This window comes from Clostridium sp. AF19-22AC (genome assembly GCF_003479085.1).
Lineage (GTDB): Bacteria > Bacillota > Clostridia > Lachnospirales > Lachnospiraceae > Faecalicatena_A > Faecalicatena_A orotica.
In genome coordinates this window covers 201,179-219,463 of sequence record NZ_QUGN01000003.1, presented here as the reverse complement: position 1 = coordinate 219,463, position 18,285 = coordinate 201,179, and the positions used below count along the sequence as shown (strand labels likewise).

Annotated in this window: 18 protein-coding genes and 1 pseudogene; 15 read left to right on the top strand and 4 right to left on the bottom strand. The window is 45.0% G+C overall.

Going from position 1 to position 18,285, the window contains the following annotated elements; all coding sequences use genetic code 11:
• Nucleotides 1-30: 30 nt before the first annotated feature.
• The 14 genes and pseudogenes from DWX43_RS04850 (at nucleotide 31) to rbsK (ending at nucleotide 12,730) form a co-directional block, all read left to right on the top strand.
• The gene (locus DWX43_RS04850; RefSeq protein WP_118619177.1) at nucleotides 31-1,524 is read left to right on the top strand and encodes a gluconokinase; all 1,494 of its coding nucleotides are present in this window, start codon (nucleotides 31-33) and stop codon (nucleotides 1,522-1,524) included.
• A 34-nt stretch (nucleotides 1,525-1,558) separates the two neighbouring features.
• Nucleotides 1,559-2,512 carry a phosphoglycerate dehydrogenase gene (locus DWX43_RS04845; RefSeq protein ID WP_182440622.1) on the top strand — a complete coding sequence of 318 codons (954 nt, stop codon included), beginning with the start codon at nucleotides 1,559-1,561 and terminating at the stop codon, nucleotides 2,510-2,512.
• Between the two features lie 82 nt (nucleotides 2,513-2,594).
• Nucleotides 2,595-3,470, top strand: a complete 876-nt coding sequence (locus DWX43_RS04840; protein ID WP_109729495.1) for a MurR/RpiR family transcriptional regulator — start codon at nucleotides 2,595-2,597, stop codon at nucleotides 3,468-3,470.
• 141 nt (nucleotides 3,471-3,611) lie between these two features.
• Complete coding sequence (locus DWX43_RS04835; RefSeq protein ID WP_109729494.1) at nucleotides 3,612-3,962, top strand: PadR family transcriptional regulator; 351 nt, start codon at nucleotides 3,612-3,614, stop codon at nucleotides 3,960-3,962.
• Nucleotides 3,952-4,617, top strand: a complete 666-nt coding sequence (locus DWX43_RS04830; protein ID WP_109729493.1) for a permease prefix domain 1-containing protein — start codon at nucleotides 3,952-3,954, stop codon at nucleotides 4,615-4,617. The genes DWX43_RS04835 and DWX43_RS04830 overlap by 11 nt, the downstream gene beginning before the upstream one ends.
• Nucleotides 4,618-4,626: 9 nt before the next feature.
• The gene (locus DWX43_RS04825) at nucleotides 4,627-5,559 is read left to right on the top strand and encodes a DUF4097 family beta strand repeat-containing protein (RefSeq protein ID WP_118619173.1); all 933 of its coding nucleotides are present in this window, start codon (nucleotides 4,627-4,629) and stop codon (nucleotides 5,557-5,559) included.
• 285 nt (nucleotides 5,560-5,844) lie between these two features.
• Nucleotides 5,845-5,979, top strand: a pseudogene (locus tag DWX43_RS27530) (LacI family DNA-binding transcriptional regulator); the annotation flags it as partial.
• A gap of 102 nt (nucleotides 5,980-6,081) precedes the next feature.
• Nucleotides 6,082-7,773 (top strand): PfkB family carbohydrate kinase, encoded by a 1,692-nt coding sequence (locus tag DWX43_RS04820; RefSeq protein WP_279220783.1) that lies wholly within the window; start codon nucleotides 6,082-6,084, stop codon nucleotides 7,771-7,773.
• Nucleotides 7,774-8,757 (top strand): nucleoside hydrolase, encoded by a 984-nt coding sequence (locus DWX43_RS04815; RefSeq protein WP_118619169.1) that lies wholly within the window; start codon nucleotides 7,774-7,776, stop codon nucleotides 8,755-8,757. It begins immediately after the preceding gene.
• Nucleotides 8,758-8,778: 21 nt separating this feature from the next.
• Nucleotides 8,779-9,360, top strand: a complete 582-nt coding sequence (locus DWX43_RS04810; protein ID WP_109729489.1) for a hypothetical protein — start codon at nucleotides 8,779-8,781, stop codon at nucleotides 9,358-9,360.
• 12 nt (nucleotides 9,361-9,372) lie between these two features.
• Nucleotides 9,373-10,170: an energy-coupling factor transporter transmembrane component T gene (locus DWX43_RS04805; protein ID WP_109729488.1), complete on the top strand. Its 798-nt coding sequence runs from the start codon at nucleotides 9,373-9,375 to the stop codon at nucleotides 10,168-10,170.
• 12 nt (nucleotides 10,171-10,182) lie between these two features.
• Nucleotides 10,183-11,043: an ABC transporter ATP-binding protein gene (locus tag DWX43_RS04800; RefSeq protein WP_118619167.1), complete on the top strand. Its 861-nt coding sequence runs from the start codon at nucleotides 10,183-10,185 to the stop codon at nucleotides 11,041-11,043.
• A complete protein-coding gene (locus tag DWX43_RS04795) occupies nucleotides 11,033-11,827 on the top strand; it encodes an ABC transporter ATP-binding protein (RefSeq protein WP_182440621.1) in 795 nt (264 codons plus the stop codon). The genes DWX43_RS04800 and DWX43_RS04795 overlap by 11 nt, the downstream gene beginning before the upstream one ends.
• A gap of 9 nt (nucleotides 11,828-11,836) precedes the next feature.
• On the top strand, nucleotides 11,837-12,730 hold the full coding sequence (gene rbsK, locus DWX43_RS04790) for a ribokinase (protein ID WP_118619163.1): 894 nt from the start codon (nucleotides 11,837-11,839) through the stop codon (nucleotides 12,728-12,730).
• Nucleotides 12,731-12,755: 25 nt separating this feature from the next.
• Here the strand turns inward: rbsK and DWX43_RS04785 are convergent, their stop codons facing one another.
• Nucleotides 12,756-14,555, bottom strand: coding sequence for a BlaR1 family beta-lactam sensor/signal transducer (locus DWX43_RS04785; protein ID WP_118619161.1), 1,800 nt, complete (start codon nucleotides 14,553-14,555; stop codon nucleotides 12,756-12,758).
• A gap of 13 nt (nucleotides 14,556-14,568) precedes the next feature.
• Nucleotides 14,569-14,943: a BlaI/MecI/CopY family transcriptional regulator gene (locus DWX43_RS04780; protein WP_109729483.1), complete on the bottom strand. Its 375-nt coding sequence runs from the start codon at nucleotides 14,941-14,943 to the stop codon at nucleotides 14,569-14,571.
• A gap of 177 nt (nucleotides 14,944-15,120) precedes the next feature.
• On the opposite strand from DWX43_RS04780, the gene DWX43_RS04775 reads away from it, so the two are divergent.
• Nucleotides 15,121-15,447, top strand: a complete 327-nt coding sequence (locus DWX43_RS04775) for a hypothetical protein (protein WP_118619159.1) — start codon at nucleotides 15,121-15,123, stop codon at nucleotides 15,445-15,447.
• An 82-nt stretch (nucleotides 15,448-15,529) separates the two neighbouring features.
• Here the strand turns inward: DWX43_RS04775 and DWX43_RS04770 are convergent, their stop codons facing one another.
• Together DWX43_RS04770 and DWX43_RS27275 are read right to left on the bottom strand one after the other, a co-directional pair.
• The gene (locus tag DWX43_RS04770) at nucleotides 15,530-16,765 is read right to left on the bottom strand and encodes a threonine/serine exporter family protein (RefSeq protein WP_118619157.1); all 1,236 of its coding nucleotides are present in this window, start codon (nucleotides 16,763-16,765) and stop codon (nucleotides 15,530-15,532) included.
• A gap of 142 nt (nucleotides 16,766-16,907) precedes the next feature.
• Nucleotides 16,908-18,269, bottom strand: a complete 1,362-nt coding sequence (locus DWX43_RS27275; protein WP_243099256.1) for a hypothetical protein — start codon at nucleotides 18,267-18,269, stop codon at nucleotides 16,908-16,910.
• Nucleotides 18,270-18,285 lie beyond the last annotated feature (16 nt).

The following is an 18,285-nucleotide window of genomic DNA, read 5'->3' as shown; positions in this document are numbered from 1 at the left end:
AATCCGGTCAGGAAGAGAGGTAAAAAATATATGAGTACAAATGTCCTTGCGTTGGATATCGGAACATCAAGTGTGAGAGCCATGATTATCGACGAAGAAGGAAATATCCTGCATAGAGAGCAGACCAGATACGATGTCATTCTCGTGAGTAAGTATATGCAGGAACAGTCTCCGGGTGAAATTGAGAAGTATTTCAAAGATACAGTCAGGGCCTGCGTTGAGAATGCCGGAGTTGACAGACAGAGTATTAAAGCGATGTCATTCAGCAGTCAGATGTATAATATTTTTCCAGTCGATATAAACGGACATCCACTGTATCATATGATTCTCTGGTCGGATTCCAGAAGTGACGAACAGGCAGAAAGACTTTCTATGATCTATGGAAAAAGTTATCTCTATGAGGCAACCGGCTGTCCTTTGAACTCTATGTATCCTTTATCCAAGATTATGTGGCTCAGGGAGAATGAACAGGAGATTGCAGCGAAGGCTTATAAATACATTTCGATTAAAGAGTACATTATGGAAAAAATAATTGGTGAGTATGTTGTAGATTACTCGATGGCATCAGGAAGCGGGCTGTTCAATATTCATCAGTTGGAATGGGACAGCCGTGCCCTGAGTATGATCGGAATTTCAGAGGAGCAGTTATCCTGCCCTGTTTCAGGTGCAGCAGTATTTGAGTTCAGAAATCAGGAATTGAGAGAAGAGCTGGGGCTTCCATCAGGAATAAAAGTTGTACCGGGCGGAGGAGACGGGCCACTTGCAAATCTGGGGAGCGGAGCTTCAAAAGAAGGAGTCATCAATATTGACTTGGGTACCTCCGGAGCTGCAAGGGTTCTGACATCTGTCCCGGTGGTGGACAGTGAGCAACGGATGTGGACTTATGCCGTGACAGATCATATGTGGGTATATGGTGGGATCTTAAGTAATGTGGGAAATGGATATCAGTGGATGATCCGGAATATTGCAGAATTTGCGTATGCAAAGAGCTTTGATGAGATTTTTGATGTGGTAGACAAAAAGCTGTATAAACTTCCCCCGGCCTGCGATGATCTTTTATTCCTGCCCTATCTGATTAAGTGCAGAAGTCCCTACTGGGATGATAAGGTGAAGGCTACGATTTACGGGCTGACTCATGAGCACACTCTTGTAGATATTGTAAAGTCATATCTGGAAAGTATTGGGTTTGATCTGTTTTCGCTTGTAAATATTATTCATGAACAGGTGAAAATATGCCCGGACTTGATTCTTACCGGTGGTCTTTCCAGAACAAAAACGATGTGCCAGATGCTTGCAGATATACTGGGGAAAAAGATTATTACGCTCAATATGGCGGAAGGTTCTATTATGGGTGCGGCTATCTTTGCCCTCTATGGGATTGGTGTACTAAAGGAACTGTCATTTGAAAAAGAACTGGCTGTGGACTTTGTATATCAGCCGGATATTGACAAACATATTTCATATCAGAAAAAATATGTGAAATACATAAGACTCAGAAATGCAATGTATAACATTGAATTATAGAAAGTTTAATGCCTGGCAGAGCCAGGAGGTAAATATGTATAAAGTGTTAGTAACTTCAAAATCATTTGCAAGATATAATCCTGAAATTATTGAGGAACTTAAGGAGAAAGGAATTGAAATTGAAAGAGCATCTGTGAGCAATATGTCAAGTGAACAAATAGCAGAGGCAGTTCCAGATTATGATGCACTGGTCTGCGGAATAGACAGGATTGATAAAACGGTTCTGGAGGCAGGAAAGAAGCTGAAAGTCATACATATGAACGGTACCGGGGTGGATCATATCGATGTTGCGGAGGCATCAAAGCGGCATATCTATGTGGGAAACTGCCCGGGAGCCAATGCGCAGGCAGTTGCAGAACTGAATCTGGGGATTTTGCTGTGCGAGGCAAGGAAAGTTGTAAAACATTCCCGCCTGATTGATCAGGGGAGATGGGAAAGAGAGGTAGGGGTGGAGATTTCCGGGAAAACGATCGGAGTGCTTGGACTGGGAGCTATTGGAAGGCGGTTTGTAGAGCTGTTGCAAGGATTCCGGATGCGTGTGCTGGCCTATGATGCAGCTCCTGATCTGAAGTGGTGTAAGGCGTTTCAGGTGGAATTGGTAGATGACGTTAATCAGATTTACAGGGAAAGTGATTTTGTCAGCCTTAACCTGCCCTTGTTGGAAAGTACACAGGGCATAATCAATGAAACAAGTTTAAGACAGATGAAAAAAGAGGTCATTATAGTCAATACCGCCAGAGGGGGCCTTATAGAGACAGATGCGCTGATTGAGGCGCTTAGGGAAAAAAGGATTCGCGGGGCGGCACTGGATGCTTTTGCAGAGGAGCCTCTGGATTTAGAATCTCCGCTTCGGGAACTAGACATAACAATGACTCCTCATATAGGGGCTTCTACCATAGAAACAATGAAGAATGTTACCAGAATCGTATCAGAACATCTGGTTGAAGTTTTGATTGAGAAGAATCCCGAACACATGCTGAATGTCTGAAATTAATTGTACTTGACAGTTTCCTGTGGTAAGATAATTGTGTAATCCCGGAAAACAGGATGACTTTGGGGAGGATTCACTTATGATCTTACATTCAAAAAATGAAGTATTACTGCGTATTCAGGAGTTGTTTGATATGTTAAGCAAGGCAGAACAGAAAGTGGCAGGATACGTTCTGGAAAATTCAGATGAGACGATGCGTCTGTCAATTGCGAGCCTTGCAAAGCAGGTCAATGTTTCAGAACCGACAGTTGTACGTTTTTGCCGAAAGCTTGATTTCGACGGCTATCAGGACTTCAAAATTGCTCTGGCACAGGGAAGCAATTATACAAATGAAACATTAAAGATTATACATGAAGAGATTTTGGAGTCCGATTCACTGCAGGAAATCTCGCAGAAGGTTGTTAACTCCCATATTCTTGCATTGCAGCAGACATTTACTTATATAAACTATAAGAATATGGAAGAACTGCTCCAGCTTTTGTGCAGGGGCGGAAAAGTAGAGTTCTACGGACTGGGTGGATCAGGTACAGTTGCCATCGATGGAGAAAATAAGTTTTTAAGGACGGGCATCAATACCTGGGTGTGTATAGATTCCCATATTCAGCTAATGCGTGCGGCGCTGCTTGGAAAGAAAGACCTAATTATCATCTTTTCAAATTCAGGGACTACAAAGCATTTTGCGGAAGTAATAAATATTGCGAAGAAAAATAAAACCAAGACAGTATTGATTACCTCGTTCAAAGAATCCCTTTTGGGGAAAATGGCGGATCTGGTCTTTGAGGTGAGGGCGAGAGAAACCTCTTACAAGCAGGAACCTTCAAGTTCCCGCGTTGCCATGCTTGCCATCATAGATGTAGTTGTAACTGCAATTGCACTAAAGAACCAGGAGCAATATATCAGGAATATCCATGAGACAAGGCAGGCATTATCTGCCGAGAAAGAAATTAAGAAATAAAGATACTGCCCATGAAGCTGAGAATTCATGGGCAGTATTTTTATTACCGCTTTGTTCATATGGATTGGTTTATTCAAATATATACCTTGACAGGCGAGGTATCATATGTTTAAATGTAAGTATAAGAAAGGAGGTATGTATATGTCAATCGCTTCAGATTTAATCCGCGGGCATACAGATACTATCATCCTGGCACACCTGACAAGGGAGGACAGCTATGGCTATAAGATTAACAAGGATATTCAGGTGAAGACAAATAATAATTATGAATTAAAGGAAGCAACACTGTATACCGCCTTTCGGAGGCTGGAGGGGGCAGGGTATATCTGTTCCTATTGGGGAAACGAGAATACAGGGGCAAGGAGACGCTATTATACAATCACCCCGGAAGGGCGTCAGGCATATGATCAGATGAAGAAAGAATGGGACGAAGCCAAAGAGCTGATAGATATTCTGATCAAAAGTGGAGAGGAGAGGCAAGATGGAAGATAAACTGAGGGCATATATGGACCACCTGTTCAGGGATGTGAAGCCAACGAGAAAGACAGTGGAGTTAAAGGAAGAGATTCTGCAGAATCTGGTCGACAAATACCATGATCTGCTAAAAGAAGGAAAGACGGAGGAGGCTGCCTATAACATTGCAGTTGCAACTATCGGAGATATGGATGAACTGCTTGCGGGGCTCCAGAATGAGAATACGGATATGCAGCCTGTATATGACGAAAAGATGGACAAATGGAGGAGGAAGTCAGCACTTCGGATTTCCGTGGCAGTTGCATTGTACATTATGTGTCTGTTACCTCCGATATTGATGTCAGGAAGCGCTTATGAGGACAGCATTGCCCCGGCACTGATGTTTAGCATGATTGGTGTGGCAACAGCAATCCTTATTTATAATAACTTGACAAAGCCATATTATCACCGCGCCGATGACTCTATTGTAGATGAATTCAGAGAGTGGCAGCAGCAGACCGATTCCGCCAGAAGGGCATTCAGGGCGATCAGCAGTGCATTGTGGGCACTGATCGTTGTGATTTATATACTGATTAGTTTCTGGACGATGGCATGGCACATCACATGGGTGATTTTCCTGATTGGTGTTGCAGTTGAAGGAATTCTGAAGGCTGTATTTGAATTAAAAAGGTAGGGTGGGGACATGGATAGAAGACAATCAGCAATCATTCGGATTATAGCCTGGTCTGTTGCGGCAGCAGCGCTGGTCATCATACTGGTACTCGGTTTGACAGGTAATTTCCATTGGTTCAACATCGGATTCAGCAGCGGGTATTATTATCCGGATTCCGGAAAATATCAGGCAGGGGCCGGAAAAATAGACGGAAGCGAGATAAACGATCTGGATATTAACTGGATGAGTGGAAGTGTCAGGGTTGAAGTATATGATGGTGATACGGTTCAGTTTTATGAGAAGGCTTCAAGAGATTTGAAGGAAAATGAGCAGCTTCACTATTACAACAAAAATGGAAGGCTGAAGATACAATACCAGAAGGCACAGAAAAAAATGCTGTCAATGGGAAAGAGCCTGAGTAAAGAACTGACAGTAAAGATCCCAGAGGAAACAGGGAAAAGGCTGGGGTATGTGGGAATAGATACCATTTCCTCAAACACACGCATCAAAGGGATTACGGCAGACAGGTTTAATCTGAATTCAACTTCCGGCGATTTCGAACTGGAAAAGTGCAAAACAGCAAAACTGGAGATGGACAGCACCAGCGGCTGCCTGACAGGACTTGACGTGACAGTGGAGGATAAGCTGAACACAAATACCACGAGCGGAAGTGTAAATGTAAAGGGCAGCTGCCGGAAGGTAGAATCCGATACAGTATCTGGTGATGTAGAGATAGAATCAAGTACATGTCCGGATAAAATCAAAACGGACAGTGTAAGCGGGGATTTTATACTGGCGATACCTGAGAATGACGGGTTTACTTACCATCTGGATACCGTAAGCGGGTCATTTAACTGTGACTTTGGAGTGACACATGCGGATGAACGGGGAACATATAAAGATGGCGGGGCATCTTTTAACCTTGATTCAGTGAGCGGGGATTTCACGATAAAGAAAAAATAAAGAGGCGGAAGAGGCCACTAAATAGGATGAAAGCTGAAATGAGAATATAAGCTTTCATCCTTTTTTGTGCGTTCTTTTTCCTGTAAAAATATTTGAATTTTTTCATCGGCAATTTTACCAGAAACTACGGAGCGAAAAATGTTTCGGAAACCAGTGGTTTTGTTGAATGTGTCGGAAAATACTTTCGTTCAATAGAAATATTGATTTAAAATTCATAAAATGATAAGATTCAAACAACAAAAATAATTTACTAAACTTGTTGAATAACAAAATAAACGAAAGGAGGTAAAGATGAATATAAATGATATTGCGAAACTTGCCGGCGTATCTGCATCGACAGTTTCAAAAGTAATGAATGGCAAAGATAAGGATATCAGTGAGGAGACTAAGAGGAAGGTCCTGAAGGTAATAGAGGAAGAGAATTATGTTCCGTATTTGAAATACCGGGAAAAAGAAGGTCTGAAGAATCATTTACTTGGTTTTCTGGTAAGAAAGGATAACAGAGAGCGGGAAGCACTTGTGATGAGCGCTGAGAAAGCGGCCCGGGAGGCAGGGTTTAATCTGGCTGTCAGCTATGTGGACGGGATAAAGGAAATGAAACAGGGTGTCGATGAGATGGCGCGCAGAAAGATTGCAGGCATTCTGCTTGATTCAGAGCAGCTGATCACGGGCACAAAATTTGAAAATGCATCGGTCTACCTGTCCTGTACAAAGGAGTTTGATGAACGGCAGAAGGCAACTTTCTATTACCGGCTTTCGGAAGCGGGAAAGCTTGCGGCTGAACGTCTTATCAGGGCAGGGCATCAAAAAATCGCATGTATTATTTACAAAAACGAAAGAAGTATTCTGAATGGATATAAACAGGCAATGCAGGATAACAATTTCCCGGTACAGCCGGTATGGATATATGAAGGAGAAACAGTTAAAGAGATTGAAAAATATGGGGTCAGCCAGTGCATGAGCGAGAACGTGACAGCGGTTGTCTGCGGGTCACAGGAGATTGCCTATTGTGTCTGCAAGGTGCTGGAGAGAAGCCGTACGGTGATTCCGGACGAGCTTTCTGTAATTGCAATCGGTGACGACAGGCTGATGGAGATGCTGGGAAATGGAATAACCACAGTGAAGCTTCCTGCTGAAAACATGGCTAGAGATGCGGTGGAATACCTGACTGAAATGATTCAGAATGAGAAACAAATTGAGGTTATGAGGAGATATCCGCCATCGGTTACAGAGCGGGGAAGTATTGCAGAACCGGCCCAGACAAAGCAGGGGGAAAAAATCATTGTGGTAGGCAGTATGAATATGGATGTGACGATTGAGGTATCCAGAATTCCTGTCAATGGGGAAACACAGATTGCCGAGAGGGTCTATGTATATCCAGGCGGGAAAGGCGGGAACCAGGCTGTCGGCGTCGGCAAGCTGGGAGGTCAGGTCTACATGATCGGATGTCTCGGAAATGATATGGACGGCAAACAGCTTTATACGAGCCTGACGGAGAATCATGTGCACATGGACGGCGTACTTTTCGATAACGCAATGCCAAGCGGTAAAGCATACATTAATGTAGAGCGGTCCGGGGAAAGTACGATTGTGGTATATCCGGGGGCGAACCGGAATTTAAGCATTTCCCACATCAACCGTTTCAAATATCTGTTTGAGAGTGCAAAATACTGTCTGCTGTCTCTGGAAATTCCGGGAGACATCGCAGAATATACCATGAAATTCTGCAAGAGAAATAAAACAGAGGTGATACTGAAACCATCAGCAGTTGAAAAGATTAAAGAGGAACTTCTCCTGTATGTTGATTATTTTGTACCGAATGAGCATGAATTAAATATATTTATGCCAAACGGAAACAGTCTGGAGGAAAAGGCCGAGATGCTGCTTGAAAAGGGAATCGGCAATGTAATCGTTACGCTTGGGGCAAGGGGCTGTTATTTCAGGAATGCAGGGACGTCCATGTATTTTGAAGGGACAGGGTTCGAACCGGTAGATACGACAGGGGGTGCAGATTCCTTCATAAGTGCTTTGGCGGTTTATCTCAGCGAGGGCAAGAACATCATACAGTCTATAGGATTCGCGATCTATGCATCCGGCCTGAGTGTGACCAGATATGGAGTCCAGCCTGCACTGCCGGACAGAAAAGCGGTGGACATCTATGAAGAAGAGATTTATACAAAATATTTGAAAAAGGATGAAAGGGAGGCAGGTTAAATGGTAAATGAAGAATTGAAGAAGGAATGGGAGGAGTTTGCAGGACTATCTGAGGGCGGAGTGTTTCAGAGTGAGCGCAATATCCGGATTCTGAAACGGCTGGAAAAACCCGGTGAGATCGTGGATGCTGTGCTTGATACGGATACTTACAATGAAATAGATGACCAGTATGCACTGGCATATATGCTGAAATCTGAAGAATCGGTCCGGGTAAAAGCTATCTACGCAGCACCATTTACAAACTGTAAGTCAGACGGGCCGAAGGATGGCATGGAAAAGAGCTATGAGGAAATCAGACATGTGCTGGAACTGATGGGACGGGAGGATATGTACGGGAGTGTTTATAAAGGTTCAGAAGACTACCTGCAGGATGAACATACACCCGTGGTTTCAGACGCAGCCAGAGATCTCGCCAGGCGTGCCATGAACTATTCCGAAGAGCATCCCTTGTATGTGGTAGCGATTGCAGCCATAACAAATGTTGCATCTGCAATTCTGATGAACCCGGAGATTATCAATCGGATCGTTCTTGTCTGGCTGGGCGGAAATGCCCATGACTGGCCCAATAACAGGGAATATAATTTGTATCAGGACATTGCAGGTGCAAGGATTGTATTCGGATGCGGGGTCCCTCTCGTACAGCTTCCGTGTATGGGTGTGGTTTCTGCATTTACCGTCAGCGGGCCGGAACTGGAAACTCATTTGCGGGGGAAAAATCCACTTTGTGATTATCTGGCAGATTTTACGGAACAAGAGGCTGTCTCATGCGGTGCAGGGAAAACCTGGAGCAGGCCGATATGGGATGTGACGGCAGTCGGCTGGCTGATTGGGAAAGACCTGATGAATGACCGGATCGAATATGCCCCGGTTCCGGAATATGACAACCGGTATTCAGTCAGGAAAGACGGCCACTTTTATAAGTATGTATATTATATCAACCGGGATAATCTTCTGGAGGACCTGGTTGAGAAGCTGACAAGATAAAAGGAAAAGGAGAAAATCAATATGAAAAAAATGGACAAATTATCAGTATTTCTGATCCCTATCGGCGTGGCACTTAACTTTATCGGAGCACAAATCGCGATGCTCCTGAAACTGCCGGTGTATCTGGACGCGATAGGAACCATCGTGGTGGGTGCCCTCTGTGGGGGACTGCCCGGCGCAGTAGTCGGTGTTATTTCTAATACCATCAATTCGATTACATATCCTACTTATATCTGGTACGGGGTCATCAGTGCAATCTATGGTGTACTGGCAGCATACCTGTCTAAGCGGAAAGTATTCTGTACCTTATGGAAGTCCATCCTGGCCGCATTCTTATTTGCACTGATCGGGGGAGTCATGAACTCCTGCATTACATGGATTCTGTTTGGTTTCAACTTTGCAACGGATACAACAGCGCTTTTTGCAATTCCGCTGCATTCTGTAGTCGGGCTGCCGAAATTCCTGGCAGAAATGGTCGCAGCGATCTGTATGGATGTTGCGGATAAATTCCTGGCAATTCTGGCAACCTTCTTTATCCTGAAGAGTATGCCAAACCGGTTCCTTGTGAAACTGCGTCTTGGAAATGTTTATATCAAAAAATAAGGAGTGAAAAGCGTGGAGAAAAGTTTTATTGATTCATTTCGGGAATATCAGAAGTTTGACAATTGGTTTATCAATTTTAATCCTTTGTCAAAACTGAATATATTGTTGGCACTCGGATTTTCCAGTATGCTGCTGAATAACTGGAAATATGGATTCAGCCTGTGTATCCTATTCTGTATACTTGCGTTTGCAGTTGGACGGGGAAAACAGTTTATGAAACCATTCAGTGTGATTGTACTGATCTTTGGATTTTTCACACTGGTCATCCGTCAGTTTTCCGTGTCCGGAACGACGGTATTATTTGAACTGTTCGGGGTGCTTCCTGTTACAAAGGAAGCGCTCATCAACGGTTTGAACACAGCTTCCTACCTGCTTGGATTTTCCGGTGCAATCGTTTTGTTCTTTGTAACGACAGAGATGCGGGACCTGATGTATGCGTTGGAAAAAAAGGGCGTTTCGCATGAAATATCGTATATTGTGCTGGCCTCATTCCAGACAATTATTGACTTGAAAAAGAACACGGACCTGATCATGGAATCCCAGAAAGCCCGCGGCATTGAGACAGAAGGGAATGTCCTTAACAGAATTAAAGCATTTTTCCCGATTCTGGGACCGCTTGTCCTTGGAGCTATTTCAAGTACGGAAGAAAAATCAATTGCGATGGATGCGAGAGCTTTTTCCGTGAAATGCGGACACACCTTTTTAAGAGAACTGCGGCCGGTGCCGCTCCCAGAAAAGGTTGTCGTGATTCTGACAGATATTTGTTTTGTACTTCTGGTTGTATTTAAGATTTATCAGGTATTCGGATAAGGAGGATTGAAGATGGTTGTTGCAGAATTTAAGAACGTAAATTATAAGTATCCTCTGACGGATGAATATGCCCTGAAAGAAATCAATTTCCAGTTTGAAGAAGGGAAATTTTATGGCCTGATCGGTGAAAACGGCGGAGGAAAAACAACATTGTGTAATCTGATCAGAGGGCTGATTCCCCACTTTTATAATGGTGAGCTGGAAGGCAGCGCGAAGGTTTTCGGGACAGACATCAAGGAGCATAATGTAGAAGAACTGGCAGTGAAGATTGGCTATGTTTTTCAGAATCCGTTTAATCAGATGAGCGGGATCAAAAGTACTGTTTTCGAAGAAGTGGCGATGGGACTGGAGAATCTTGGAGTTGAAAAAAATGAGATCATCCGGAAGGTGGAGGATGTGCTGGAACTGCTGGGGATAGAGGATCTGATGACAAAAAACCCGAATGAGCTTTCCGGGGGCCAGCGGCAGAGAGTTGCATTCGCATCCATCATAGTGATGGATAACGATATGCTTGTCATTGATGAGCCAACCAGCCAGTTGGACCCGCAGGGGACGGAAAACGTGTTTGAGATTATCAGAAAGCTGAAACAGGCCGGAAAAACAATCATTCTGGTTGAACATAAAATCGATCTGATTGCAGAGTATTGTGACGAGATTATCGTGATGGAGAAGGGACAGATTGTGTGCTCAGGTGAGACGAAGGATATCCTCTCCAGAATGGAATTACTGGATTATGGTGCTTTGATTCCCCAGGTAGCAGTGTGGGGGCATGAGATGGGCAGGGCAGGGATGCCGCTTCCGGAGATTCCGATTACAGTAGAACAGGCGGTCAGGCTTGTCAGGGGAAGGGGGCGTATGACTGATGGCAATTGAACTTAAGGATGTTTCCTTTGCCTATCCGAACGGATATGTGGCAAATGAGGGTCTGAATCTTGTTATAAAGGACGGAGAACTTCTGTCGATTGTCGGGCAGAATGGTGCGGGGAAAACGACAGCCGTGAAGCTGATGAACGGTCTGAATAAGCCATCGAAGGGGGATGTGCTGGTTGACGGCGTGAATACAAAGGAAAAAAGCTGTGCGTGGATTTCTAAAACGGTGGGATATGTCTTCCAGAATCCAGATGACCAGATCTTCAATAGTACGGCGCTTGCAGAGATAGAATATATGCCGCGTTATATGAAGCTTTCAGAAGAAGAGGTGAAAAAGAGAAGCAGCAGGGCGATTGAAATGACAGGAATCAGTCATTATCTGAAAATGAACCCTCTGGATATTCCTTATGCAATCCGGAAGTTTGTAGCAATTGCAGCGATTATCGCGACACAGCCAAAATACCTGATTCTGGATGAACCGACGGCTGGCCAGGATAAGCGGGGGAATGAGATTCTTGAGAATATTATCAAAGAACTGAAAAGGGATGGGACCGGTGTCATTGCCATTACACATGATATGGATTTTGTCGCAAAAAATTTCCCGAGGATTGTAGCAATGGCACACAAGAATATTATAGCGGACGGAACTGCCAAGGAGATTTTCTGGAATTCTGCGATTGTGGAGGAGTCCAGAATCAAAAAGCCACAGATTGCACAGGTGGCAGAGCGGATGAACCTGCCGGGCAGCATCTTGTTCCGGGAAGAACTTACAAATGCATTAAGATAGGAGAAGAATATGGAAATAGCTGTAGTAGGAAGTATGAACATGGATATGATTGTTCATGCGGACAGGATTCCACGGAAAGGAGAAACAATCGCGGGCGGCGGGATAGAGTACCAGCCGGGTGGCAAGGGGGCAAACCAGGCAGTTGCAATGGCAAAACTTGGAGCCAGTGTTACGATGTACGGCTGCACAGGAAATGATGCGGTTGGAAAAGAATTGATTGACCATATGTCAGCGTGTGGAGTAAATACAGAAAAAATACAGACTGTGGAGGGTGTGCCAACGGGACAGGCTGTCATAACTGTCGGTGAGGGCGATAACACGATTGTGATCATAGCAGGGGCTAATGACTGTGTCAGTATAGCTTATGCAGAGGCCAACAGGGAAAGTATACTAAAAGCCGATATCATTGTCCTACAAAATGAGATACCGGAAGAAACGGTAGAGTATGTGATCCGTATGTGTCATAAATGCAATAAGAAGATCATCTGGAACCCTGCGCCGGCAAGAACACTGGACAGAGAGCTTCTGGATATGATCACCTATATGACACCAAATGAGCATGAAGCAGGAGTAATCTGGGGAGAAAAAGCAGAAAGCATGGATGACCTTCTTATGCATTACCCCGAAAAACTGGTCGTGACCCGGGGAGAAAAAGGGGTCAGCGTAAACCTTAAAGAAGAGGGGATCATTACCATTCCGGCCATGAAGGTGGATGTGAAGGACACAACGGGGGCAGGGGATACTTTAAATGGCGCCTTCTGCGTGGGGCTATCTAAAAATATGAGTGAGAAAGAGGCGCTGAGATTTGCCAATGCGGCAGCAGGGCTTTCCGTACAGAAATACGGGGCCCAGTCGGGAATGCCGGCATTGGCTGATGTGGAAAGGGTTTTGGAAGAAGCCTGACAAGAAGCAGAAACAATGATTAGTTTTATGGCTCCGGGGTCCAGATATTCATGTCTTCCAGTATAGAATATGTGATATCGGAGGCCCTGCTTCCCGTAGCTTCTTCCTCATCCTGTATATAGCAGGCGAAGAAGACCGGATTCTCGGACCGCTCAATGAATCCAATGAACCAGCCCCGGATTTCCTGCCCGTCGATCTGCCCGGTGCCTGTCTTTCCATACAGGGAGCCCTCAGGGCCGGAGGCAGTGAGAATTGCTTTCTTCACTGCCTCAATGTTTTCCGGGGCGAACCCGAATTTGTTATAATAGAAGTCTCTCAAAAGAGCCACCTGTTCAGAAGGCGAAATTTTTAGATCAGATTCCAGCCAGTAGGTGGTAAGGTCCCCAGACACCTGTTCATTACCATAACCGATTCTGTGGAGGTACTCTTTTACGGAAGCTCTGTCCAGTCTGCTGTCAATGGACTGGAAATACCAGTTGACTGAGTTATGCATGGCAGTATCCAGATTCTGGTCTGCCATCCAGGAATCGAATGGGTACGTGCTTCCATCCCATGCCATCTGCGAATTTCCGGGTGTGATGATCCCGGCCTCCAGACCCTGCAGTGCATCATATATTTTATAGGAAGAGTCCGGTGAAAAACGAGTCTGTGCAAGGTCCTTATTATAAATTGTCCAATGCTCAGAAGAGGCATCAAAAAGCACGAAGCTTCCATCATATGTTCCAAAGTGGGAACGCAGGTCTGCATAGGAGGTGTCTTCTGTTCCTGCCGGGACCGGGGCGTAATCGCTGCTTTCGGCATGGGCAGGGAGCAGCGGGATAAAGATAAACAAAAGGGCAGCTGCCAGTATACAGATGCAGATGCCTTTTACCTTTTCCTTAGTGCTGCACCGGTGGTAAGAGGCAATATTTAAGATACGCTCCTTTATATGACTCTTGTTTCCACCCATTTCTGAAACAAAAGGAATGGTTCTTTCAGACATCTTCCGTGCAAAATTCAATAGGACCATTCCATAATTCTTATACTCATCTTCCCCAAGCATCTGCAAAACGGAAGAGTCACACGCCACTTCCCGTTCATCGCGCATACGCTTTAAGGCATACCATACAAGCGGATTGAACCAGTATACGGTGAGTGACAGATTCATAAAGAAATTCAGGAGAGAGTCCTTGTGCTTATAGTGCTGGAGCTCGTGCAGGAACATGTACCTCATATCACTGCCGCAAAAGTCTGAAACCAGATGGAGGGGCAGGTAAATGCGGGGGGTCAGGATCCCGGCCGTAAATGGTGAGCTGATATAGGCAGTAGTGTATACCGGTATTTCTCTGCGGATAAACAGTTCCTTCCTACAGTCCTCATAAAGTCTTTTGGCCTCTTTATTCTGAAGAGGAAGTGCAGTGCGTTCTATCCGGTGCATATGTATCTTCATATAAGAAAAATATAGAATCATGACACCTATTCCGAAAAGCCAGAGACCGAGTATTGCCGTTCCAAGATGGTCAGGATTACCAGTGACGGATACACTGAGATCTCTTGTCAGTTCCGTAGCAGCAACGTTCAGGCCTGTAACCGCGGGCTGCCCGGAAGCTGCATTATGCAAAGAGGTCCTCTGCAGCGAGGAAATCCATGAGGAAATCCTGAAAAAACCGGCAGGTTGAAAAGGCAGGAAAGGAAAAGGCAGAAGAAACAGCATGAAGAACCAGAGCCGGTACTGCGTACGTCCGGATAACTGCTTCTTCATGAGATGTTTCACCATATACAAGATGGCAATAAACAAGGCAATATAGAGATTGCTGATCAAAAACCGGATGCTGAATGCGGCCAAATTATTTTCCTCCTTATTCCTTTTCCTCAAAGAGGAGAGAACGAAGCGAGTCGATTTCACTTTCTGTCAGGTGTTCATTTTCCAGATAAGAGGATACCATAGCAGTGATATCGCCGTGAAAAAAACGGTTCAGGAAGGTACTGCTTTCCTGGCTGATATACTCATGTTCTCCAACTAAAGGGGTGTAGACGAACACCCGGCCCTGCTTCTCATAAGTCAGGGCGCCCTTGTTTACGAGACGTTTCAGCAGTGTCTGGATCGTCTTCGGCTTCCAGTCGGTTATCTTTGTCAGATGTTCTGTCACATCATTCGTACTGATCGGCGCACGGGCCCAAACAACTTTCATTACTTCGTATTCTGCTTCGGTAATCTGAGGTAAAGATTTCATAAGCACCCTCCAAATCTTACATATGTAATAAAAATATTATACCGGCGGAAAAGCTTTCTGTCAATGCAGATTAGATTGACGCGGCTGGCAGAGAGGGAATATAATTAGGATACTATTTACAGAAGTCTGTGGACAGTAACATAGCTTGTACATTTTAATCGAAATGGAGGTATACGAATGACAAAAGTAAAGATTCAGCCGGGACCGTGTAATTTAGAAACAAGAGTAGAGGCCGTGTCAGAGGACGGGATGGAAGTACAGGTGAAAATCTCATCTGCCTGCGAATCTATTGCGAAGATGACAGAGGTATTGGGTGACACATGGGATGCATATGATGTCTGTCTGGGGAAACCGGGAACCGGACCGTTGTATGAATATGCAGAAGAGCACATGCCGGGACATGCATCCTGCCCTGCTATCGCAGGGGTTATCAAATGCATTGAAGTGGAATGCAGACTGGCGCTGCCGAAGGATGTGTCTATTACATTTATGAAGGATGAATAAAAAAGAAAAGCTATCGTATTCAGTACGGATACGATAGCTTTTCTGATAAAAATAAGTTCTTATGTAATCATTTCTATTCTGACTACGAATTCTTCCCGATATGGTAGTCTCTTTTTAAGAGTTTCATCACTGACCTCGATAGGATATCTACGATGTTAAATCCGAAAGCGATGGCCAGACAAGTGACAAGCAGAATAATCGTTTCGTCAATTGCCATATTATAGTCCCTGCTCACACATCCGTACATCATATAATAGAGATTGGGTCCCGGGATCAGCGGGAATACGGAGGCGGTCAGAAAGATTGTGGACGGCGCCCGGTTAATTCGGGACATGATAAACGCATAAAGTGCAACGAAGACGGATGCCACCAGTGTTGCTAAAAAGTTGCTTGGCCAGAAATAATAGACTGCCACATAAATCCCCCATGTGATGAATGCACCTACACCTGAGTAGACAACCTGCCTTCCGCGGATTTTAAACCAGAAGGCAAATCCGATACAGGCAACCGTACAGGATATCAACTGGATGGTAAGGTTATTGTTCAATATATAGCCTTCCGGTGATACCTCTTTGAAAAGAAGAAGGGCAAGCGCAGTACCACATGCGATACCGGCAGCACCGAGTATCGAATTCATGATATTGATCGAGCCGGAGATGAAATCCCTCTGGAGCACATCCCGAATCCCGTTCGTAGTACTAAGCCCGCTGATCAGCAGCATAACGATACCGATCATAATTCTCTCAGGATGGCTCCCTAGTCCGAGGTGGACCGACAGAAGAATGATAACCTCCGAGAAAAAAGACAGGATCAGGTTATATACCATCAGGTTTTCTTCCCTTTTGCTAAGCCACCCTCCCACGATAACGATCATAAGCGATACAATTACTGCAACAATTGCATCCTGAAAATTACACCCAAAAAAGACCGCAAACCCGGTACCACCCATTACAGCAGCAAAATATTTTGTATATGGCTTCTGCGGCGGCCTGTTCATGACCTCTTCATACTTTTCGCGCATCTGCTTTTCATCCGGTTTATTCTGACAGACAAATCTGGACAGATTATTCAGATAGTCCAGCCTGTCGAAATCAATGTCGGTCGATTCAATGTGCCGGATCTGGGTAATGATTTCACCTTCCGGCGTTTCTACCGTTATCTGGATGTTGCTGGGGATGGCAAACACATCATACTGCTTAAATCCATAACTCCTGCACATCCTGTAAAGACTGTCTTCCAGTCTGAAATTCTCTGCTCCGCACACAAGCATCGCTTCTCCAATATCAAGAATACCCTGTACTATCTTATTATAATCCATCACGTCGCCCCCTGCTTTTTATAATATCACATGATGTAATCATAGCATTGTTTTGGCAGGAGTCAACAAAAATTTCCTGTATGTTTCAAAAATCTGCAGCAACCAGTACGGGAATCACATGGTCTTGTCCGGCAGAGCTGTTTTATATAGAGATCTTGAGAACAGTATTCGGAGGAGGTATCCGGTCAAGGCGCTTGACCTGTCCCCAGCCCCCTGCGGTATGTTCAGCAAGGCGTGCGGGATTTGGATGATGATAGGTGATTCCGTTGGCAGAGCAGACCACAGCGTTACTCGGGTATGACGGGGTGGGAATATCAGCCGGATTTCGATGAACGGGGGCATGGGCATATTCACCGCAGTGGTGGCATGCCTGCAGAACTGCAAGCTGTGGAGCTGTTCTGACATTGGCATCGATTCCGCTGTAAGTGCTGTCACCGGGCAGCAGTACGTTGACGGTCTGTCCGGGAACAGCTGCAGATTGTAAAGTGACCAGGGCATAAAGCCCGTGGTGGTGGCAGTAGCGGTTTGCCTTCGGCTGTCCGGGAGCGCCGTTGACAGCATCTATTTTACCGATACTCAGGGTTGGCGGAAAACCAGGTGGAGTAAACGCAGTGCCTGGATTTGGCCAGACATTATTATAAACGTTAAGATGAAAAATTGAATTGATTGTATTTGCAAGAGGAGACGCATCCTGTGGTACATACCACTGGCTTTGAGCGACTACGTTTGGTATTGCTGCCAGGTAAGGATATATGTTGCAGTGGTCATCGTGAAAATGTGAGAGGATCACAACGATGTCAGGATGCTGCCTGAATGTATTTACTATATCCCTGCGGCTTTTCTGTGCGGCATTTCTTAAGTGGGCGGGAATTGCATTGCTGCCGTCTTTGCAGCCCAGATCAAAAAAGGCCACGATATCCCCGTTCGTATCTGAAAGCCCGGCACAAAGAGCAGCACCGACATAGCAAAAGAGGACCGCACTAAACTGAGTTGCCGGGGCGAGTGCATTCTTTGATGAAAGCTCTGTAACTGTAGGCTCAAGCAGATACAATTCGTGGAGAATCTCTGTTTCTTCTGTATCAAGCGGGGTAAGCTGGTTCAATTTCATCCACACAATATCTAAATCACTCTCGTCAAGCGAAGGGACGTAACAATTTCCGAAACTTACGGCCGTATTATCATAGGTAATCTTATACCAGAATCCCTCGTCAATACCGTATGCTTCAGGCCCGTTAAAGAAAATATCCAGAAAGGTAAAGGAAGACCCCTTCAAATATGGATTGCGGAGTTCCTTGAATTCCGGGCTTCGGGGACCATATGTCCGAAGAGCACGGACAGCCTTAAGCATATTTTCATCATTTTCACAGGCGGACAATGATAAATCATTGTTGAGAAATGGCGCCAGCCTGTCCTCACTCACCAATTGAAACCGCCAGCCCATACGAAATGGCGGTGCCTCTTCCTCCAGCGCCCTGGATGCGTAACCCATTGCAGTAACTAACATAGTGCCTCCTTTCTGC